We start from the raw sequence: 19,173 nt of genomic DNA on the forward strand, positions 1-19,173 counted from the left end.
GTCAGATCCGCGCATCGGGGAAATCACCAGTCGCCCGCGGACCCGGATTGGCACGTGCGAAACCGGAGCAGGGCGGGCATGCCCCCTGGGGAGAACCGGGGTCCGTGGGGAGAGGGAGGCACCTGTGCCTGACGCGGTGGTGATAGGCGCCGGCCCGAACGGGCTCGTCGCCGCCAACGTCCTGGCGGACGCGGGCTGGGACGTCCTGGTGCTGGAGGCGCAGGACGTGCCCGGCGGAGCCGTCCGCAGCGACCGCGGCGTGCATCCGGACTTCGTGAGCGACACCTGCAGCGCCTTCTATCCGCTCGGCGTGGCCTCCCCCACCATGCAGGCCCTGGAGCTGGAGCGGTACGGGCTGCGCTGGAGGCACGCCCCCGCCGTCCTGGCCCATCCGCTGTCCGACGGGCGCTGCGCGGTACTGGAACGCGACCCGCACCGGACGGCCGCCGGGCTGGACGCGCTCAGCCCCGGCGACGGGGACGCGTGGCTGCGCCTCTACGGGCAGTGGCAACTGCTCTCCGACGACCTGCTGCGGGCCCTCTTCACGCCTTTCCCTCCGGTGCGGTCGGGGCTGGCTCTGGCGGCGAAGCTCCGGACGGCGGGCGGGCTGAGGCTGATGCGCTTCCTGACGCTGCCCGTCCGGCGGCTGGGCGAGGAGGAGTTCACCGGCGAGGGCGGACGGCTCCTGTTCGCCGGTTCGGCCCTGCACACCGACCTGTTCCCCGACTCTCCCGGCAGCGCGGCCTTCGGCTGGATCCTGACGATGCTCGGCCAGCAGTTCGGGTGGCCCGCTCCGGCGGGCGGCGCGGGCGAGCTGACCAAGGCGCTCGTCCGCAGGCTGGAGGAACGCGGCGGCAAGGTGCAGTGCTCGACCCCCGTCACGTCGGTGATCGTGCGGGAGGGGCGCGCCCTGGGAGTGCGCACCGCTGACGGCGAGGCCGTACGCGCCCTCAGAGGCGTGTTCGCCGACGTCCCCGCGACCAGCCTGTACGGCGGTCTCGTCGGCTGGGAGCACCTGCCCGCGCGGCTGCGCGACGACATGCGCCGCTTCCAGTGGGACGCGCCCGCGTTCAAGGTGGACTGGGCGCTGTCCGGCCCCATCCCGTGGACGTCCCAGGAGGCCTCACGGGCCGGGACCGTCCATGTCGCCGACAGCGTGAACTCCATGACGGAGTACAACTCCCAGATCGTCACCGGCCAGGTCCCCGACGACCCGTTCCTGCTCCTGGGCCAGATGACGACCACGGACGACACCCGCTCCCCCGCCGGCACCGAGTCGGCCTGGGCCTACACGCACGTCCCCCACAGGACGACCGGCGACCGCGGCCCCGACGGCATCACCGGCGTCTGGGACGAACGCGACGAGCAGGCGATGGCGGACCGCGTCGAGGCCATCGTGGAACGCCGCGCCCCGGGTTTCCGGCGGCGCATCCTGGAACGCCGCATCCTGTCCCCCCGCACGCTGGAGCAGCACAACGCGAGTCTCGTCGGCGGCTCCATCAACGGCGGGACGTCCAACATCCACCAGCAGCTGGTCTTCCGTCCCGTTCCGGGCACGGGCCGTCCCGAGACTCCGGTGCGCGGCCTCTACCTGGCCTCTTCCTCCGTCCACCCAGGCGGCGGCGTGCACGGCGCCTGCGGCTCCAACGCCGCCCGCGCCGCCCTCAGAGCCGACGGCGCCCTCCGCCGGCATCTGCTGCACCCCGTCCTCTCGGCCGCGCAGCGCATGCTCGCTCAGCCGCGCAACTGAGTGAGCAGCAGGAGCCCGGTGGAGACGAGGGTGATGACGATCATGACGCCCACCCCGAGGTAGAGGAACGGCGAGGCGCCCGGAGCCCGAGGCCCGGAAGGTTCGGAACGCCCGGAACGCTCGGAAGTACGGTCCGTGAGGGGGCGTTCCCGCAGAGCCTCGCGGAACTCCGCGGCGGTCCGGTACGACCGCCCGGGGTCGGAGGCCATGGCCGTTCCGACGATCTCGTCGCACCATCCGGGGACGAAGGGGTTGAGCTGCGAGGGCAGGGACGGCGGCGGGCCCGCCCGGAGGCTCGGGCACGGGCCGGGGAAGGGCGGCGAGCCGGTGAGGAGCTCGTGGAAGAGGCAGGCCACGGCGTAGAGGTCGTCGCGGGGGTCGGGGTGCGGCGGAGCTCCGTCGGGAGCGGTCAGGTCCGGCGGCCGCGAGTCGAAGGTGAGGAACCGGACCTCTTCCCGCGCCGCCCCTCCGACGAGCAGGACCGTGTCGGGGGTGAGGCCGGGATGGGTGAGTCCGTCGGCGTGGCCGCGTTCGAGGGCTCGCAGGACGCGGTCGACGAGCTTCACCGCCTCCTGGGCGGGGACGGGGCCGTCCGTCAGAAGGGCGCGCAGGGGGCGGGCCTGCTCCAGGCCGAAGACGGCGAAGGGCAGCGTGACGGTGACGGGGCTCTCGCCGGTCTCCTCGACCCCCATGACGGGGCCGGGACGGGAGAGTCCCGTCTCCAGCTCGCGGAGGAACTCCTCCCGTGAGGAGACGTCGCCCAGGAGGTCGGAACGCAGGAGCCTGAGGGCGACGTCGCGGTGGAGGCGGACGTCGCGGGCGAGGTAGGTGTCGGCCAGGTCCGTGGAGGAGAGCCGCCGGACGAGTTCGTAGCGGCCCTGGAGGAGGCGGGGAAGGGAGCGTTCGATCAGCCTGATGCGGCGCAGGACGGTCTCCGCGTCCGGGGGGCGGTCGTCGGGGTCCTTCTCCAGGAGTTGCAGGACCAGCCGGTCGAGTTCCTCGGGCAGGTCCGCCGGCCCGGCGGAGCGCAGGCTCTGGGGGCGTTCCTCCACATGGGCGTGCAGGACGGCCGGGGGCTCGCCTTCGAAGGGCGGCCGGCCCCGCAGCAGCTCGTACATCATGATGCCGAACGAGTAGAGGTCCACCCTCGCGTCGGTCTTGGCGCGCCGGATCCGTTCGGGGGCGATGTAGGCGTAGGTGCCGAGCATGCCGTCGGCGGTCAGCCCCTTGGTGGAGTCGCGGGCCTTGGCGATGCCGAAGTCGCAGATCTTCACCCTGCCGTCGGGCAGCACCATGACGTTGCTCGGCTTGACGTCGCGGTGGATCACCTCGGCGGAGTGCGCCGCCCGCAGCGCGTCGATGATCTTCGCGCCCAGCTCCAGGGTCTCCCGGACGGAGAACGCGCGCTCCTCCAGCAGCCTGCCCAGGTCCTCGCCGTCGAGGAACTCCATGACCAGGGCCAGGCCCTTCTCCCGGGCGGCGAAATCGTCGTCGAGCCGGTACTCGATGAGGTCGTGGATGACGGTGAGGCCGGGGTGCCGGAGCGTGGCGCCGATCTTGGCCTCCTGCTGGAACAGCGCGACCACGGTGTCCGAGGCGGCCAGGCCCAGCCGGATGCCCTTGATCGCCACCGGCCGGTTCAGCCGCAGGTCGAAGCCCTTCCAGACCTCGCCCATGCCGCCGCGCGACACCAGGTCGAGCAGTTCGTACCGGTCCTCCAGGATCATGTGCCGGCGCAAGGCGACCTCCTTCCCCTCCGGTCAGGAGCCGGGCACCACATAGGGGGCGAGGTCCTCGGGCAGCGTCGGCAGCTGGGAGTTCCCGGCGATCTGCCGGATCGGGATGGTGCGGCCGGCGGCCCTTCCCCCCTGCGCCCCGAAGCTCAGCTCGCCTGAGGCGGCGCGCACCACGTTGGCCAGGTTCATCCTGCTGAACTGCGCCTTCACGTCCTGCGGGGTGGGGACCGGCATGACCTGCGCGTCCACGTCCTGCCTGCGGGGGACGGCCGCCAGCCCGATCGCCGTCGCCGCCGTCGCGAGAGCGTCGTGGTGGGCGATCGCGTATCCGTCGCTCAGCAGGCCGGCGCTGAACCCGTGGGACAGGAACGCCTCCTGGAACGCGGCGTAGTGCCGGGGCGTTCCGGGGGCTCCCTTGGCCCAGACGTCGGAGTCGGAGGAGGTCGCGTAGACGACGGTGACGTTCGCCTCCCGCAGGACCTTCTCGTGGCGCTCGGCCCACGCGAACCCCGTCGCGCCGACGAGGATCGTCAGCGGGTCCTCCCGGCAGATGCGCTCCGCCAGATAGTCGACGAAGACCTCGAAGTCCGCGAGCCGGCCGGCGTAGAACACCATGTCCAGCGGCTTCTCGCGCCTTCCCGTCGCCGCGCAGAGGTTGTCGATGACCGGCTTGAACGCGTTGGCCGCCAGCGGTTGCTCGGCGGTGCTGCCCGCGTAGCTCTGGCTCGGGTACGTCTGCGTGTAGGCGCCGAGGACGGTCTGGTACGCGGCGCTCAACGTGGTGGTGTACGGGTCCTTGTTCAGGTCGTGGACGATGATCCCCGTCCTGAGCGCCTTCTGGTCCGGCCGGTCGAGGAACGCTTTGAGCGCCTGCGCGTACTGGGTGTTGCCCGGCGAGACGCTCCACAGCCCCGGGACGCCGGTGAGGGTGTCGGCCGAGGCGACGGCGCTGACCAGGGGGATGTCCCGCGCCGCCAGGGCCCTGGCGATCTTCTCGGTGTTCTCCACGCTGGAGCCGAGCCCGACGACGGCCACGAGCGGATGGTCCGGCTCGGACACCGCGAGCAGTTCCTCGACGAACTCGGGACCGGCCTCCTGCCTGCTGCCCTGGTTGGCCAGAATGAGCTGGATCTGCACGGCCGACGGATCACTGAAGACCGACGTGTGGTTGGCCCGCATGAGCGCGGTGTAGGAGCCCTGCAGCGTGTTCCGGATCTGCGGGAGGGACATGGCGGACGGAATGCTCTTCGACACCGTCAGCGGGGAGAGCAGCACCACTTTGACGTAGTTCTTCGTCCCGGCGACCCGGCGGTTCTCCTCCGCGATCCTCCGCTGGACCGCATTGCTCTCCTCAGCGGCGAGGAAATCGGATTCCTCGCCGCCCTTCTCGCTGGCGTTGAAGAGATAATCGCCGTCGGTGACCCCGATGCATTCGCCGTGCTCGGCGCCGTTCAGCCTGATGCCCTTCGGCGCGCCCGGGCAGCCCTCCGGCCCCGGAGGGCCGACGAAGTAGGCGACGGACAGGATGATGGCGAGGCTGAGAGCCACCGCTGCGGCCACGGTCCAGGCCATGGCCCGGCTACCTCTGCGCAATGCCAAGGACTCTTCCTCCGCGTCGGAGACCGCCCCTTCAGATTGGCCGCAACTTATCACCGCATCCGGTCTATTCTAAATAGAGATCACCCTCATTTTTTTCGGATATTCCGAAACACCTGTTCAGAGGGCCTTTATCCGGGGCCGTTCAGGGTCGAAGGCGGGCCGCGCAGAGCCGTCACGCCCGCCGGGCTCTCTCGGCGGCCCGGCGGCGGTCCCGGAAGCCCGGGGCGAGAGGCGTCCGCCCCTCGGGGAGCCTCAATCGAGCCCGAGTTCCCGCTTGAGCCGGTCGCGTTCGATCGCCAGCACCTCGAGCTGGGTCGAGAGCTCTTCGCGCTGGGCCAGGGCGGCTCCCGCGTCCCCGTAGTCCTGCGGGTCGTCCGTGCGGTCGGGGAACTCCCGGAGCAGCCCGGCGATGTCCTCCTCGATCTCCTTGAGCCGCGCCTTCTTCTCCTCTGTGGTCGCCACCTTCACCTCCCGTGTCGACGGCCGTCTAGGTATTGCCTTGCCCGTCCAGCCCCTACCTAATCGGGCAATCGTCGCCAAAGCCCCATGGCCCTACAGGTCGAGCGCGGGGGCGGATCCAACCCCGAACGATCTTCTGGACTGGGCAAAGTTCCCTTGCATCATCCCTTTCTAGAATTTTATGACTTTTGTTCCCACTTAAGCCTTAAGCCGTATTAATACAGTGAGAGGAAACCCTTGGAGGTCCTGTCAGGAGGTTCGGTTCTCATGGCTCTACCAGCACAGCAGACACGTCGGCTCTTCCCGATGTCAGAGCTGCTGGACTTCCCTTTCAGTGACTGGCAGTCGCTTCTCTCTCCGTTGGCCGAGCAGGTCCAGGCCATCCGGGTCGAGGACTACATCGACGACGGCCACTACGTGGTGCGCGCGGAACTGCCCGGAATCGATCCGGACAACGACGTCGAGATCACCGTCTCCGACGACGACGTGCTGCGCATCCACGCCGAACGCCGCCAGGAGCAGCGGGAGGGCCAGCGTTCGGAGTTCCGCTACGGCTCCTTCACCCGCTCCCTGGTCCTGCCGCACGGGATCGAGGCCAAGGACGTCCAGGCCGACTACGACCAGGGCGTGCTGACCGTCCGGATGCCGCTGCCCCAGGACAAGCCCGAAGCCCAGCGGATCACCGTGAAGAAGGCCGCCGAAGTGGAATCCGGCGAGTCAAAGAAATCGGGTGAGTCCTCGAAGAAATGATCAGCCACCAGGGCGTCGGGGCCTTCCGGCGCCCTTTTTCCTGCTCGTTCAACGGCCCAGGAGAAGATTCATGCCTTTCACCGGAGTAGAGCACCTCGACCACAGCATCGACACCACCAACCGCTGGCTGGACGACCTCGCCGAGGAACTCGGCACACAGGAGCGCCGGGAGGCCTACCGGGCACTGCGCGGCTGGCTCCACACGCTCAGGGACCGGCTGACGATCCAGGCCGGCGCCCACTTCGCCGCCCAGCTTCCCGAGATCTTCCGGGGTGTCTACTACGACGGCTGGTCACCGTCCAACGTCCCGGTGAAGTACAACCGCGAGCAGTTCCTCGAGGCCTTCTGCAATTCCGCGGCCATCCGGGGCCCGGCCGCCGCGCCCGCCCTGGCCTCCGTCACCCGCTGCATGCGCCGCCACCTCGGCCGCGGCGCGCTCGACCACGCCTTCGACCAACTGCCCAAGGACGTCAGGAGCCTGCTGGAACCCGGAGACCGCGACGTCGCCTCCGACACCGGCAACGACGCCTGGTAGCCCGCGCTCCTGGACGGCCCGGCTCCGGCCGGGTCAGTCCGGACGCACCTCGAAACCGAACATCGCCGCGACCGTCGTCGCCTGGTACTGGTCGATGACGGCTCCCCGGAAACGCGCGTTCTCCAGGTCGAACGCCGTGAGGTCGCTGCCTCGCAGGTCGCAGCCGGTGAGGTCGGCGCTGTGCAGCCACGCCCCCGAAAGGTCGCAGTCGCGCACCTCGGCCGACTCCAGCCGCGCCCCGGTCAGATCGGCCTCCCGCAGCCGGACCGAGGAGAAATCGCTTCCCCGCAGATCCGCCCCGGGCAGGCCGACGAAAGACCAGTCGCCGCCGGAGACCTTCAGGGCGCCGTACGTGCAATCGCTGAACATGCTCCCGGTGAGCTTGCACCGGGTGAACGCGGAATCGAAGAACCCGCACCGGGTGAACGTGCAGTTGAGGAAGGCCGCGTCCTCGTGCACGGAGCAGTTGAACCGCACTCCGCGGAACGTGCACTCCTCGAACACCGAGCCCCGGTTCACCGTCTCCGTCAGGTCGACGTCGACGAACAGCACCCGCCGGAAGGTCTCCTTCTCCAGGTCCCGGAACTCCCACTCACGAGATCTGATCGTCGTCTCCGTGGGGGGAGCCGCCACGCCGTGCCTGCGCTCTGCCATGACCGCACCTTAGGAGCCCCGTCTGACATTCCCGCTCACCGCAGGGTGGGGACCTCCCCGTTGTCCGCCCATGTGACCCGCGCGCCCGGCACCGTCCAGCGCTCCGCCGCTTCGGCCAGTTCCGCCGCGTCCAGGGGGTCGCGGCCCAGCCCGATGGCGTACCGGCTCACGCCGGAGCCCGACTCGAACGGCCGCGGCCACGCGTGGACGTCCCGGGCCCCGGCTTCCTCCAGGAGGGTCAGCAGCGCCCGGAAACGCCCCCTCGCCCGTCCAACGGCCTCTTCCCGGACGGTCAGGACGGCCCAGGCCGCGTGACGACGGTGCATCGGCGGCGGAGCGAGCAGCTCCGGCCAGGGATCCCCGCCGGACTCCAGGAGCTCCCAGGCCCGGAACAACTCCCTCGTCAGCAGGTCGAGGGTGCCGGGTCCGACCTGATCGGTGCAGGAGCGCACCGGCGCCGTCGGCGTCAGGATCCGCAGCGCGGAGCCGTCCGGCGCGGCGAATTCGTCCGGGTGCAAGGTGATCGGACGCCGCCAGTCCCAGGCCGCCCAGGTGGCGAAGAACAGGGCCGGCAGTTCTTCCGCCGGGCCGCCTTCCCGGACCGTCCGTGCGGCCAGGATCGCCCACGCCAGTCCCGGCAGCCCGCCCAAGGGCGCCGAATCCAGCCCGCGGGCCCGCGCCCACGCCTTCACGGCCCGCGCCAACGAGGCGAACTCCTCCCGTCGAGCTCCCACCGAAGCGGTCACCTCGTCCGCGTCGGTGACGGCGCTGAGCGCGATCCTCTCGCTTTCGCCGGGTTCCGTCCCGGCCCGGACGACGGCGAGGTCCACCCCGAGCCCCGCGGCGCGCCACCGCAGCCCCGGCACCTTGGCCCCTTCGACGGCCGTCACGCGTTCCCCGGGGAACGCCCTTTCCACACGCGGCCGGAGATCGACTTCCTCCGGCAGGCTCACGACGAGGTCGAGGTCCGATCCCTCCAGCTCACAACCCATCCGCCGGGAACCCGTCAGCTCGAAGACGCCTTCCGGCGCCGCCTCACGCAACCGGCGCAGGACGTCCTCGACCCGCCCGTCGCCGCGCGGCTTCCCCGGCAGAGGACCGCCCAGCGGGTCCAGCCAACGCGGTTCCCCACCGCCCAGCGGCAGTGAAGCACGTGCCCGCATGGGCTCGTCCCCCCGTCGCGACAGCAGGAGAAGCTCCCCCACCCGGGCCTTCATCGGGGGAATCCGCACCCCGACGGGCTCTCCCAGCGGCACCTTCCCCAGCGTCAGATGCGGCGTGTAGCCCTCCGCCCGGCCCGTGCACTGCGGGAACCGGCTCTCCATCGCCCGCCGCAGGTCCTTCCAGGGTCCGGCTCCCCCCGCCGCCGGATCCAGCCAGAGCGTCGCGTCCTGACGGTGCGCGAACGTCCGGACCCCTTCCAGGCGAGCCGTGAACGGAGCCACTTCACCCGCGGCGTCGCACAGCCCCGGCAGGGCGTCCTCGAACGAGGATTCCGGCACGAACCCGAACAGTACGTTGACGTGCGGCGGCCAACGGTCCACCTGCGGGTCCCGTTGCCGCCGGATCGGCTGGACCGCCTCCTGCATCTCTTCGTCAGGGATCCAGGCCACCGCCGTACGCGCCGTGGGCCGCGCCCCCACGCCCGCGCTTCCCACGTCCTCGGCGTACAGCTCCGCGAACACCCCGTAGTGGTCGGAGATGTACAGCCCTTCTCCGTCCGGGGCGTCCCCCACCAACCGCGCCGTCCCGACGTGCAGATCGGGCCCTCGCAACAGCACCCGGTCGAGCCGGGCGGGCACCCCCGAAATCGATGACAGGGCGGCGAGCGGGTTGACCACCGGGTCGAACGTCGGAGTCGTGTCCTCCCGCCCGTGCGCCTCGCCCCAGACGTCCCGCAGCCCCAGCACCTCGGCGGGCAGCGGGCCTTTGTCGTTGAAGTCCCCCATCAGGACGACGTCGCAGTCCAGCCCCGCCAGGATCTCCGCGAGCCGCCCGAGCTGCCCCCGCCTCCGGACCTCCCCCCGGTAGGAATGGTCGCTGCTCAGATGCGTCGTCGCGACCACCACCGGCCCGCCGGCCGTCTCGACCGTCATCGCCGCGACCGCCTTGTACGGCCCCAGCGAATGCCGTCCGACCTCCCGTACGGGCAGCCGGCTCAGCAGCAGCAACCCGCTGTCCGCCACGTCCAGCCGTGCCTTCCCCGTGCTGAGCGTGTACTTCTCCCGCACCCACGGAGCCCGCGTCAGCATCTCGAGCAGCGGCTTCTCGACCTCCTGCAGCGCGACGACATCCGCGTCGACCCGCTCCAGCTCCTCCAGCAGCCGCGGCCTGCGCCGCCCCGTGAACACCTTGTCGCTGTCGTACCGGTCCCAGAGCGTGTTCCACGTCAGCACCCGCAGCGGCCCGGCGACGCCCTTGCGCCCGCTCTCCCCCGCCTGCCAGCCGCCCTCCGCCCAGGAGAACGCCCTGCCCGTCTCGAAGAACCGGGCGGGCAGCAACCGGGAGACCCGCACCAGCCCCGCCGGGGAGGCCCCGACGAGGTCCACTCCTCTCTCCCGGTCCCACACCACCTCACCGTCGGCCTCGATGTACACGATCCGATGCCAGGGGATGTCCCCGCCGGGCGTGAACCCCGCCAGCGCCACCCGCTTGAGCGGTCCCCCGCGTGTCGCGACCCCGAGCACGAACCGCGCAGGGTCGAACCGCGGATCCCACTTGACCCGGTGGTAGATCTCCTCGCTGGTCCTCACCGCGCGGACTCTAAACCGTCCCCCCGCCCCGAGGCCACCGATTAATCCCCGCCTCAGCCTTTTCTTCCACCCTTGGGTCCTCCTCCCGCAAAAGAACCCCCGCCGAATATGTCGCCTGACCTCTTTGCCTGAGCCCAAGGCCCTCCATCCGGTTTACCCGAACCCCAGGGAGGTATCGCTCTTCAAACCGTCCACGCGGAGAAGAAAATGATCGCCATAATAGCCATCACCTGCATCTCCTTCCTCTTCCTGACCTTCTACCTCTGGCTCGTCCTCACCTTCGGCCTCCGCACCAGGCGAACCGTCTTCCGCACCGACCGCGAGACCCGCCCCTCCCGCCGCCAGAAGCGAACCCTCTGGGTGATCTCCCACTCCCCCTCACCCCCGGCCCGCGACCCCTCTCCCGAGAAATCCCCCACCGAAACCGAAAGCAGCAGCTGACCAAAAGGAGAAAAGAACAACCAGACCGCGGTCAGCCGATCTCGGCGAGGAGCGCCCGGCAGGCCTCGGCGCAGCGGCGGCAGGTCTCGGCGCAGACGCGGCAGTGCTCGTGGTGGTCGGCGTGGCGCTCGCACTCCGCGGCGCAGACCGAGCAGGCCTGCAGCTGGGCGCGGGTGACGTCGGCGTTGATCTCGGCCGGGTACGTCTCGATCATTTTGGTGACTGGCGTTCTTCCCCCTTCGCAGTGGCCGGTCGGGCCCCTGAAGACTTCCGTCCCCGATCGGACACCGCCCGATCCAGCAGAGGGGATGTTCAGCGAGAGCTCAGCCACTCCGCGAGGACGGCCGCCTGGCTGTGGTCCACGTCGCGGGCGGCGGTCAGGAGCGTGAGGCGATGGTGGGCCGCGAGGTCGCGCAGATGCTCGACAACCTCCCGGCGGTCGGCGTCGTGGAGCTCCTCCAGATAGCGGCGGCGGAACTCGGCGAACCGGTCCGGATCATGGCCGTACCAGCGGCGCAGCTCGGTCGAGGGCGCGACGTCCTTCAGCCACTCGTCCAGATGCGCTTTCTCCTTGCTCACGCCCCTCGGCCAGATCCTGTCGACGAGCACGCGCTTGCCGTCCTGAGACGCCGTCTCCTCCTGGACCCGGCGATAGGTGATCCGTTCGGTCATATCAAGAACCTCCCGTCCTCCCAGGGTATGCAGCGGTCAGATCTCAGCCCCGACCATCCCGGCCACGCACAGGGCGGTCGCGGCCAGCGCGAGCACGATCGTCGTGCGGACGAAGACCTTGCCCGGGCGGCGCTCTTTTCCGAGCAGGAAGGCCAGGACCAGAGGCACCGGGGTGAGGACGAGAAGGCCGAACGCCGGAAGCGCCAGGGTCGCGAGCCGTCCCGCGGTGCCGGACGGGCGCGCCCACTCGCCGTCCGGACGCATCTGAGCGCGGAACTCCTGCCCCTCCCCTGACTCCGGAGGAAGCTGGACGTACCGCGGCGAAAGACTCGGCTCGTCGGGAGTGAACCAGCCCCGGCAGTCCGTGCGGGTCTGCTTACCCGAACCCGTGGTCACGCATTTCTCCACCGCGGCCGTTCCGGGCTGCCCGGTCAGACCGAACGCCAGCCGAATGTCCGGCCAGCCGTACCACAGTGACGCCAGGCCGAGCCAGAGCCACAGCCCGCCCGCGATCAGGAGGCCGATGCCTCCCCCCATACTCCCTGAATCCGCGGGTTTCTTCCCCGCCATGGGCTCCCTCCTCATGCGGCCAGCGCCCAGTGGCCGGTGGGGAAGAAGCGTGTGCGCAGGCGTCCGTACGTGGGGACTTCGGCGAAGGCGGCACGGCCCCTGCGGTCCCAGAAGCGTCCGTAGGCGCGGCGGGCGGTGGACTCCACGTCGGACAGGAGGCCGACGGCGTCGGCGGGCCGGTCCTCGGGCAGCTTGGCCAGGCCCCGCCGGACGAGGTGGCGCAGCGACTCGGGCACCTCCTCGTCGGGGATCGGGGCGTGCAGGTGCTGGGCCGCCAGATGCGGCAGGTAGCGCCCCTGGTAGGGCCGGTGGCCGGTCAGGCATTCGAACAGGACGGCCGTCGCCGCGTACAGGTCGCCGGACGGCGAGGCGGGCATGCCCTGCCACTGCTCCGGCGGCATGTAGGCGGGCGTCCCGATCGAGGCGGCCTCCTCGCCGACCCGGCCGGCGACCCCGAAGTCCACCAGCGTCGCCGCGCCCCGCTCGCTGATCAGCACGTTGCTCGGCTTGCAGTCCCGGTGCACGACCCCGGCGCGGTGCGCGTCGGACAGCCCGCGCAGGATCTCGCGGAACAGCGCGAGCGCCGTCTCCGGCCGCAACGCCCCCTGCGCGGCCAGCACCTCCTTGAGGGTGCGCCCGGAGAGGAGTTCCATGACGATCGCCGGCGATCCGCCGTGATCGACGTACTCGACGAGCCGCACCACGTGCCGCGAGCGCACCGCCCCCAGCAGCCGCGCCTCCTCCGCGAACTCCTCCCGACGCCCCGCGTCCGTCAGGCACTTGACCGCGACCCGCCGCCCGTCGGCGTCCCGCGTGGCCAGCACCACCCGCCCGAAAGCCCCCGCCCCCAGTTCCCTCAGCGCCGTGTAACCCGGCACGTCCCAACCGTCCATGAGTCCGGTCTCCTTCCACGACCGAACCCAGAATCCGACATCGGGGTACAAGAACACCTGAGCACCAGGACCCGCCCTGCCCGACCACCCGGGACCCGTGTCCCGGCCCCCCTCCGCTCCCGGGAGGGACAGATCACCAGGTCACAGGAAACGCACCCGTTCCTGGACGTCCGATCCCGGCTCCTGGACGTAGACCCTGCCACCGTCCCGGATGATCTTGTCGAGGAAGTCGTAGACCTGCAGGGCGCGGTTGATCGCGTCGGTCTTGGTGTCGCCGGTGCTCTTCGTGAGCGCCTCGAGGGCCTGCGCCGCCTTGGGCGTGAGGTTGACCGTGATGCGTTCCTTGATGGGTGCTTCGGCCTTCGACATGCGGGCTCCTTTGCCGGGCACTGGTTCGTCTCCGCCCGCCGGCAGGCCGACTGCGGACCATAGGCACGCTCAGTATGTCTTGTTGCCACATCGCCGACAAAGCAAACACAGGTTTCTGTTCACTTACTCAGCTATAAGTGTCACGATACACGCCTTCTATACATACATCATATGCATGATGGATGTACGAAGCCCGCCTGATCGCTGTCTAGGAGGCGGGACCCGTACCGGAAGGGGATCCACGCCATGGGGGAACAGAAGGCCGGTCCGCCCGCCACCCGAGTCGAACCCCGGGTCAGGCGACGGAGGCTGCGAGTGCTGACCGTGGTCGCGCTCACCAACGGAACCGTCTTCTTCGGCGGTGTCATCGTGCGGGATCCCCGGTCGGCGATCCCCGCCCTGAGCCTGCTCCCGTTCCTGCTCCTGCTCCTGCTCTCACTCCTGCTGTGGAGCATGTCCCTCATCGGCCGATTCGACCTCCCCGCCGGTCGGCCGCCGACCGGCCGGCCGCACTTCGCCTGGCAGTTCGCCTCGGTCCTGTTCGTCGACATCGTGGGCTTCGGCTCTCCTCACCGCACCGACGCGGACCGGGAGGTCGCCCGTGACGCCATGTACGAGACCGTCCGCAAGGCCTGCTCGCGGGCCGGCATCCCCTGGCCCCGCTGCCACCTGGAAGACAGAGGCGACGGCATGCTGCTGGTCCTTCCCCTGCGCACTCCCACCAGGAACGCGCTGGGCCCCTTCCTCCTCCCCTTGGCCGAACTCCTACAGGAGCACAACCACCGGGCCGCGGAAGGCACACGGATCCAGTTGAGGGTGGCCCTGCACGTCGGGCCGGTGAAGTCCGTCCCGAACGGGGTGACAGGTGAGGCGATCATCCACGCCGCACGGCTCCTGAACGCCGGACCGGCCAAGGACGAGCAGCGCAGGACCGGCGCCGACCTGACGTTCGTCGTCTCCTCGCTGGTCTACGAGACGGTCGTCCGACACTCTCTGGACGAGCTGCGGCCCGCCTCTTACCAGAGGATCATCGCCCGGGTGAAGGAGTCAGAGCTGACCGGCTGGCTCTGCCTGCTCGGCGCGCACCGGCACGCTCTCCTCCTCCACCACCTGGAGGATCCCGGCGAGCTCCTCCCGCGGGAGTACGGCACCGATCGGTTTGCTGAGAAGCTGCCCTGACGGGGTCTCGTCCTCGGTGACGCGAATACCGGGGATCTTGGTGAAGCCCTGGCCGATGTAATACGCGTGGAGCCTGCGATTGGTGCTCCAGGTGTCGATGCGCAGTTCTTCGGCCGACGGTTTCTCCGCCAGACCTCGGTGCGCTCCCCAGTCGATCAGAAACGACCCGATCCGCATCCCCTTGTAATGGCGGTTGATCACCAGGCGGTGCAGGTAGACGGCCGGGGTCCTGAGCTCTTCCTCACTCCACAGTCCCGGTTTTCCCGACACCTCGACGGTGACGCTCGCGACCAGGGTCCTCCCGTCGTGGAGCAGCCAGGTCCGCCCCCTGTCCACTCCGTCCCGCACCCGTGCGTCCCTGGCCTTCTCATCGGGCCAGGGACGGTTCCATTGGTCGGTCCCGATCTTGTCGCGCAGCCAGGCTCCCGTCTCGTCGATGAGCTGGGTGATCTCTCCGACGTCTTCGGCGGTCGCGAGATGGAGCAGAAACGGTCTGGTCATCTTCTCAAAAGGCGATCGAGGCCCGTCTCCTCTTCGAGAAGGGCGCAGCGGAAAAGGGTCAGCCGTCGAAACTCGCCTGACCAGGTTCGTCGATCACCCGCTGAGGCACCCTACCGACGTTGTAGTGGAGACGGTTGCGGTCTGCAGGCCATATCGTAACAGTGAAACGGAAAGCCTTTCCGTTTTGATCGTAGGCCGTGCGGAAAGTTTCATAAACGGGAATGGACCCGCTTTCCGGAAGTCCAAAGAAATCCGCTTCCGTCCGGTTCGGTGGACGGACGTTGATCTCATCGTGGTAACCCACCTGGGTGATCCCGAGCTCGGTCTCTCCGAGGTAGGCCACCACCCCCTGGGGAATGTCCTTGGCCTCCAGCAGCCTGGTGGCACCCCGGGTGACGAACTCCAACGGGTAGTAGCTGGTCTGCATCAGCCACGGCTTGCCCTCGATATAACGGGTCTGGTGCCTGAGGACGACCTGGCTCTCGACGCTCACGTCGAGCCAGTGCGCCACCCTCCCTGAGGCGAACTGCACCTCCACCCGGGGTTCGGTGTCGGAGGGAGTGCGGCCCTGTACCGAGGCGTCCTTGCTGTAGTCCACGCCTTCACCACCGCCCGGCACGGTGATCTCGTCCTTGCCCGGGATCAGACGGCGCGGCGAAAGCGTCACGTGGAACGGCTCGGGCTTGAAGACCACGAAAGTGCCTTTGCCCGCCTCCGTCTCCACCATGCGCTGGTCGGCCAGCCAGCGGAGGGCGTCGCGGATCGTGTTGCGGGACGCGTCGTAATGACTCTGCAGGTCCAGTTCCTTGGGGAGCTGAGCCCGCCCCGTCTTCACGTTGAACTCTCCGGCCTCGATGCGCTTGCGCAGGTCCTCCGCGACCACACGCCACTTCGCATGTCTGGCCATCCGCTCGCTCCTTCGTCTCGGACTTCCCCGAGGCCCGCCGGACCTCCGACCCCTACCGATGAGGTACCCAGCATAAAGGTCCAACATGCCCGGCCGGTACAGAGTTTGGCATAAGCCAGTTGTTGGTATAGGTCGACTGAGGCAAAATACGGAAGAGGTCAACCGAGCCGTACGCGCACAGCCGCCGAGTAAGGAGAGGCACCGTGAGCAAGAAGGAAGCGAGCCAAGTGGCGGAGGTGGAGCACCTCGACCTGTCCGAGGAGGCACCCACCGACCGCGCCGACCTTACGGTCGTCCGCCGATAGGTTCGGGCATCGGCTCGCTTCGAATCCAGCGGGGGCGAGGACGCCGGAAGGCCGGACCGAGGTGACGCGAAACCACCCGGACATGCGAGATCCCGATGTGCTGCGGGGCCCGGGATCTCAACCGGCCTTTCGGCCAACCCGTATCGCATTATCGGACAAAATACCCACACAAATGAGTAAAGTACAAATAGGGTGCATTGAATGATATAGACGAACAATCAAGACACCTGTATCTTTTCTTCAAGGTCTGGCTTCTTACCCCGCAGAGAGGCATCAACGTGACCATGAAGACACCGCTGCCCCATCCCGACCCCGAGGTCGACGAGTCCAGGGGCTACATCACCGCCGTCACCAGGGAACTGGTTCTGCAAGGCGTCGACATCGACAGGGTCTGGCTCGATCCCAGCGGGCCCGTCGACGCGACCATCGTCACCGGGACGCACGCACTGGTCTGGAACGAGACGCACGGCTGGACCGCCGGGCGCTTCGTCTCCGGTGAACAGGGCGTCCGCACCGTACTGGCCGATCCGCTCCTCCTGGGCGGCGGTGTTCTCCCGCTGCCGTCCGAGATCGCGCTCCGGGCGGTCCTCGGGCGGAGCGAGCCTCTCGTCGTCCGTCGGATCAGGGCGCGCGACGGCTTCCAGGAGACCCTCCGGAGCTACCTCCCCCTGTCCTGACCGGGCCCGTCCTCACCGGGCGGGGCCGCGCCGGCCGTCCCGCGGGTGAGGAAGGGCGGGGGCCGGCGGTCAGGCGTGTTCGGGAGGGGGTGCCGGGCGCAGGTGGGTGCGGAGGGCCTGGGACTCGCAGCGGATGCGGACGGTCAGGGCCGCCGTGTTGAGGGCGGTGAAGACGAGGGCCGTGATCCAGGCGGTGTGGACCAGGGGGAGGGCTACGCCCTCCAGGGCCACGGCCAGGTAGTTGGGGTGGGGGAGCCGGGAGAGGCGGTAGGGGCCGCGGGTGACCCTGGGCAGGCCGGGGACGACGATCACCCGGGTGTTCCACTGGCGGCCCAGGGTGAGGATGCACCACCAGCGCAGGACCTGGGCGGCGACGGCGAGGGCGAGCATGGGCCAGCCGAGGACCGGGATGAAGGGGCGGTGGGCCAGGGCCGTCTCCAGGAGGCAGCCGGCCAGGAGACCGGTGTGCAGGAGGACGAGCCACGGGTAGTGGGCGCGGCCGACGACGATCCCGCCGTGGGCGAGGCTCCAGCGGGTGTTGGCGCGGGCCACGGCGAGCTCTGCGAGGCGTTCCGCCGCGACGAGGAGGATGAGGGCCGGATACCAGAAGGACACGGGGTCACCAGCGCAGGAGGACGAGTTCGGCGCAGAATCCGGGGCCGAGGGCCATCAGGAGGCCGTGGGTGCCGGGTTCGGGACGCAGAGCGAGGGTGTCGCGCAGGACGTGCAGGACGGACGCGGACGAGAGGTTGCCGTTGCGGGCCAGGGAGCTCCAGGTGACGTCCAGGGCGCCGTCGGGCAGGTCCAGGGTCTCGGCGATCGCCTCGAGGACCTTCGGGCCGCCGGGGTGGCAGACCCAGGCGGTGACGTCCTTGGCGGTCAGGCCGTGTTCGGCGAGGAAGTCGTCGACGTCGTGGGCGAGGTGGGCGCGGACGAGGTCGGGGATGCCGGGGTCGAGCATCACCTGGAAGCCCTTCGCGGAGACCTGCCAGCCCATCACGTGCCGGGTCCCGGGGTAGAAGCGGCTCCGGGTCGCGACCACGGCGGGGCCGTCGGTCTTCCGGGCGGCGCCGCAGGCCACGGCGGCCGCCGCGCCGTCGCCGAACAGGGCGCTTCCCACGAAGTTGGCGACGGAGAAGTCGTCGCGCTGCAGCGTCAGGGAGCACAGTTCGACCGACAGCAGGAGCGCCGTGTGCTCGGGCCAGCCGCGCAGGTAGTCGTGGGCGCGGGCGAGCCCTGCGGCCCCGCCGGCGCAGCCGAGCCCGAACAGCGGGAGGCGTTTGACGTCGTGGCGCAGCCCGAGCCGTTCGACGAGCCGTGCGTCCAGGGAGGGCGCCGCGACGCCGGTCGTCGACACCAGCAGGATCAGGTCGATGTCGCGGGGGTCGAGCCCCGCCTCCGCGATCGCCGTCCCGGCCGCTTCGGCTCCGAGGTCGAGGGCGCTGTCGACGTAGGCGTCGTTCGCCTCCCCGAAATCGGAGATTTCTATATAACGCTGGATAGGCAGGGCGAGGTGCCGGAATTCCACTCCGACGTTCCGGTGCAGCCGCTCCAGCAGCGCCCGGCTCCCGTCCCGAAGGCCCCACTCCCGGACGAACGTCCGGGTGATCTCGGACTGCGTGTAGCGGTGCCCGGGCAGTGCGCCGCGGACGGCGGCGAGATGGGTCATGGGGACCTCGTCGGCAGGTGGGACAGGGTGCGGAGCCGTCGAGCCCGCAGGGAGCCGACTCTATGTTCATGGAACCCGGCCCACCAAAAACATCCCCCATAAAGGCAAAATAAAAATCCACGAACCGGCTTTCTGGGAAATCAACCCGATTTAGCTACAATTAAAGGATCTGAATTCACCGGAGGTCGGTCATCATGGCTCGAACATCGGGATCAACCGGATCAACGATCACCCGCCGCGGCACGAAGCCGGCCGTCTGCAAGGCGGCGATGGCGGTGGGCGCGCTCTTCCTCCTCGTGGGGATCCTCGGCTTCATCCCCGGCATCACCACGAACTACGGGTCCATGGAACTCGCCGGACACACATCCGGGGCCATGCTGTTCGGCATCTTCCAGGTGTCGATCCTGCACAACCTGGTCCACATTCTCTTCGGCGTCCTGGGCCTCACCCTGGGCCGCTCGCCGGGCACCGCCAAGGCCTTCCTCGTCTGGGGCGGCGCCGCCTACCTGGCCCTGTGGATCTACGGCCTGCTGATCAACAAGGACCATGCCGCCAACTTCGTGCCCGTCAACAGCGCGGACGACTGGCTGCACTTCGTGCTGGGCGCGGGCATGATCGCGCTGGGGCTGCTGACCGCGCGCAAGACCATGGCCGCCGTCGAGGGCGGCCGCGCCGGAGGCGGCCTGCCTCCCGGTTCGGCCGCGCCCCGGGGACGCCACGAGACACGCGACCCGCGCGACATGCGCTGATCCGC

The 19,173-nt window shown here is 69.6% G+C and carries 19 protein-coding genes and 1 pseudogene; 6 read left to right on the forward strand and 14 right to left on the reverse strand.

Going from position 1 to position 19,173, the window contains the following annotated elements:
* Positions 1–124: 124 nt before the first annotated feature.
* Entirely contained in the window at positions 125–1,750 is a 1,626-nt protein-coding gene (locus ABGB12_RS03135; protein WP_347674407.1) for an NAD(P)/FAD-dependent oxidoreductase, read from the forward strand.
* On the opposite strand, the gene ABGB12_RS03140 is transcribed toward ABGB12_RS03135, so the two are convergent.
* From ABGB12_RS03140 to ABGB12_RS03150, 3 genes are all read right to left on the reverse strand, one after another.
* Positions 1,735–3,489 carry a protein kinase gene (locus tag ABGB12_RS03140; protein WP_347674409.1) on the reverse strand — a complete coding sequence of 585 codons (1,755 nt, stop codon included), beginning with the start codon at positions 3,487–3,489 and terminating at the stop codon, positions 1,735–1,737. The genes ABGB12_RS03135 and ABGB12_RS03140 overlap by 16 nt on opposite strands.
* Before the next feature lie 21 nt (positions 3,490–3,510).
* The gene (locus ABGB12_RS03145; RefSeq protein WP_347674411.1) at positions 3,511–5,058 is read right to left on the reverse strand and encodes a hypothetical protein; all 1,548 of its coding nucleotides are present in this window, start codon (positions 5,056–5,058) and stop codon (positions 3,511–3,513) included.
* A 279-nt stretch (positions 5,059–5,337) separates the two neighbouring features.
* Entirely contained in the window at positions 5,338–5,547 is a 210-nt protein-coding gene (locus ABGB12_RS03150) for a hypothetical protein (RefSeq protein ID WP_347674412.1), read from the reverse strand.
* Between the two features lie 303 nt (positions 5,548–5,850).
* On the opposite strand from ABGB12_RS03150, the gene ABGB12_RS03155 reads away from it, so the two are divergent.
* Both ABGB12_RS03155 and ABGB12_RS03160 read left to right on the forward strand, forming a co-directional pair.
* A complete protein-coding gene (locus ABGB12_RS03155) occupies positions 5,851–6,294 on the forward strand; it encodes an Hsp20/alpha crystallin family protein (protein WP_347674414.1) in 444 nt (147 codons plus the stop codon).
* A 70-nt stretch (positions 6,295–6,364) separates the two neighbouring features.
* Complete coding sequence (locus ABGB12_RS03160; protein ID WP_347674416.1) at positions 6,365–6,829, forward strand: DUF2267 domain-containing protein; 465 nt, start codon at positions 6,365–6,367, stop codon at positions 6,827–6,829.
* Positions 6,830–6,862: 33 nt separating this feature from the next.
* Here the strand turns inward: ABGB12_RS03160 and ABGB12_RS03165 are convergent, their stop codons facing one another.
* Both ABGB12_RS03165 and ABGB12_RS03170 read right to left on the reverse strand, forming a co-directional pair.
* Positions 6,863–7,483 (reverse strand): pentapeptide repeat-containing protein, encoded by a 621-nt coding sequence (locus ABGB12_RS03165; RefSeq protein ID WP_347674418.1) that lies wholly within the window; start codon positions 7,481–7,483, stop codon positions 6,863–6,865.
* Between the two features lie 35 nt (positions 7,484–7,518).
* Positions 7,519–10,236, reverse strand: coding sequence for a poly(A) polymerase (locus ABGB12_RS03170; RefSeq protein WP_347674419.1), 2,718 nt, complete (start codon positions 10,234–10,236; stop codon positions 7,519–7,521).
* A gap of 207 nt (positions 10,237–10,443) precedes the next feature.
* On the opposite strand from ABGB12_RS03170, the gene ABGB12_RS03175 reads away from it, so the two are divergent.
* A complete protein-coding gene (locus tag ABGB12_RS03175; protein WP_347674421.1) occupies positions 10,444–10,677 on the forward strand; it encodes a hypothetical protein in 234 nt (77 codons plus the stop codon).
* Between the two features lie 31 nt (positions 10,678–10,708).
* On the opposite strand, the pseudogene ABGB12_RS03180 reads toward ABGB12_RS03175, so the two are convergent.
* From ABGB12_RS03180 to ABGB12_RS03210, 7 genes and pseudogenes are all read right to left on the reverse strand, one after another.
* Positions 10,709–10,837, reverse strand: a pseudogene (locus ABGB12_RS03180) (four-helix bundle copper-binding protein); the annotation flags it as partial.
* Positions 10,838–10,989: 152 nt separating this feature from the next.
* Positions 10,990–11,349 (reverse strand): DUF488 family protein, encoded by a 360-nt coding sequence (locus tag ABGB12_RS03185; RefSeq protein ID WP_347674422.1) that lies wholly within the window; start codon positions 11,347–11,349, stop codon positions 10,990–10,992.
* 36 nt (positions 11,350–11,385) lie between these two features.
* Positions 11,386–11,886 (reverse strand): hypothetical protein, encoded by a 501-nt coding sequence (locus ABGB12_RS03190; protein ID WP_347674424.1) that lies wholly within the window; start codon positions 11,884–11,886, stop codon positions 11,386–11,388.
* Positions 11,887–11,930: 44 nt separating this feature from the next.
* Entirely contained in the window at positions 11,931–12,812 is an 882-nt protein-coding gene (locus ABGB12_RS03195; protein WP_347674426.1) for a serine/threonine-protein kinase, read from the reverse strand.
* A gap of 141 nt (positions 12,813–12,953) precedes the next feature.
* Positions 12,954–13,181 carry a hypothetical protein gene (locus tag ABGB12_RS03200; RefSeq protein WP_347674428.1) on the reverse strand — a complete coding sequence of 76 codons (228 nt, stop codon included), beginning with the start codon at positions 13,179–13,181 and terminating at the stop codon, positions 12,954–12,956.
* 1,047 nt (positions 13,182–14,228) lie between these two features.
* Positions 14,229–14,861 (reverse strand): GNAT family N-acetyltransferase, encoded by a 633-nt coding sequence (locus ABGB12_RS03205; RefSeq protein WP_347674429.1) that lies wholly within the window; start codon positions 14,859–14,861, stop codon positions 14,229–14,231.
* A gap of 58 nt (positions 14,862–14,919) precedes the next feature.
* Positions 14,920–15,768 carry a GntR family transcriptional regulator gene (locus ABGB12_RS03210; protein WP_347674431.1) on the reverse strand — a complete coding sequence of 283 codons (849 nt, stop codon included), beginning with the start codon at positions 15,766–15,768 and terminating at the stop codon, positions 14,920–14,922.
* 589 nt (positions 15,769–16,357) lie between these two features.
* Between ABGB12_RS03210 and ABGB12_RS03215 the strand changes: the two genes are divergently transcribed.
* The gene (locus ABGB12_RS03215; protein WP_347674433.1) at positions 16,358–16,750 is read left to right on the forward strand and encodes a DUF6292 family protein; all 393 of its coding nucleotides are present in this window, start codon (positions 16,358–16,360) and stop codon (positions 16,748–16,750) included.
* A gap of 69 nt (positions 16,751–16,819) precedes the next feature.
* On the opposite strand, the gene ABGB12_RS03220 is transcribed toward ABGB12_RS03215, so the two are convergent.
* Complete coding sequence (locus ABGB12_RS03220) at positions 16,820–17,365, reverse strand: isoprenylcysteine carboxylmethyltransferase family protein (RefSeq protein WP_347674434.1); 546 nt, start codon at positions 17,363–17,365, stop codon at positions 16,820–16,822.
* 4 nt (positions 17,366–17,369) lie between these two features.
* On the reverse strand, positions 17,370–18,419 hold the full coding sequence (locus tag ABGB12_RS03225) for a 3-oxoacyl-[acyl-carrier-protein] synthase III C-terminal domain-containing protein (RefSeq protein ID WP_347674436.1): 1,050 nt from the start codon (positions 18,417–18,419) through the stop codon (positions 17,370–17,372).
* A gap of 194 nt (positions 18,420–18,613) precedes the next feature.
* On the opposite strand from ABGB12_RS03225, the gene ABGB12_RS03230 reads away from it, so the two are divergent.
* Positions 18,614–19,168 carry a DUF4383 domain-containing protein gene (locus ABGB12_RS03230; protein WP_347674438.1) on the forward strand — a complete coding sequence of 185 codons (555 nt, stop codon included), beginning with the start codon at positions 18,614–18,616 and terminating at the stop codon, positions 19,166–19,168.
* The last annotated feature ends 5 nt before the right edge of the window (positions 19,169–19,173 follow it).

Source organism: Actinocorallia sp. B10E7 (assembly GCF_039871655.1).
Taxonomy (GTDB): domain Bacteria; phylum Actinomycetota; class Actinomycetes; order Streptosporangiales; family Streptosporangiaceae; genus Actinocorallia.

What these genes read in the sequence shown, in the direction of transcription:
- ABGB12_RS03145 (WP_347674411.1), bottom strand. Translation starts at nt 5,058, where the DNA reads ATGGCCTGGACCGTGGCCGCAGCGGTGGCTCTCAGCCTCGCCATCATC.
- ABGB12_RS03155 (WP_347674414.1), top strand. Translation starts at nt 5,851, where the DNA reads ATGTCAGAGCTGCTGGACTTCCCTTTCAGTGACTGGCAGTCGCTTCTC.
- ABGB12_RS03160 (WP_347674416.1), top strand. Translation starts at nt 6,365, where the DNA reads ATGCCTTTCACCGGAGTAGAGCACCTCGACCACAGCATCGACACCACC.
- ABGB12_RS03165 (WP_347674418.1), bottom strand. Translation starts at nt 7,483, where the DNA reads ATGGCAGAGCGCAGGCACGGCGTGGCGGCTCCCCCCACGGAGACGACG.
- ABGB12_RS03175 (WP_347674421.1), top strand. Translation starts at nt 10,444, where the DNA reads ATGATCGCCATAATAGCCATCACCTGCATCTCCTTCCTCTTCCTGACC.
- ABGB12_RS03185 (WP_347674422.1), bottom strand. Translation starts at nt 11,349, where the DNA reads ATGACCGAACGGATCACCTATCGCCGGGTCCAGGAGGAGACGGCGTCT.
- ABGB12_RS03190 (WP_347674424.1), bottom strand. Translation starts at nt 11,886, where the DNA reads ATGGGGGGAGGCATCGGCCTCCTGATCGCGGGCGGGCTGTGGCTCTGG.
- ABGB12_RS03195 (WP_347674426.1), bottom strand. Translation starts at nt 12,812, where the DNA reads ATGGACGGTTGGGACGTGCCGGGTTACACGGCGCTGAGGGAACTGGGG.
- ABGB12_RS03200 (WP_347674428.1), bottom strand. Translation starts at nt 13,181, where the DNA reads ATGTCGAAGGCCGAAGCACCCATCAAGGAACGCATCACGGTCAACCTC.
- ABGB12_RS03205 (WP_347674429.1), bottom strand. Translation starts at nt 14,861, where the DNA reads ATGACCAGACCGTTTCTGCTCCATCTCGCGACCGCCGAAGACGTCGGA.
- ABGB12_RS03210 (WP_347674431.1), bottom strand. Translation starts at nt 15,768, where the DNA reads ATGGCCAGACATGCGAAGTGGCGTGTGGTCGCGGAGGACCTGCGCAAG.
- ABGB12_RS03215 (WP_347674433.1), top strand. Translation starts at nt 16,358, where the DNA reads ATGAAGACACCGCTGCCCCATCCCGACCCCGAGGTCGACGAGTCCAGG.
- ABGB12_RS03225 (WP_347674436.1), bottom strand. Translation starts at nt 18,419, where the DNA reads ATGACCCATCTCGCCGCCGTCCGCGGCGCACTGCCCGGGCACCGCTAC.
- ABGB12_RS03230 (WP_347674438.1), top strand. Translation starts at nt 18,614, where the DNA reads ATGGCTCGAACATCGGGATCAACCGGATCAACGATCACCCGCCGCGGC.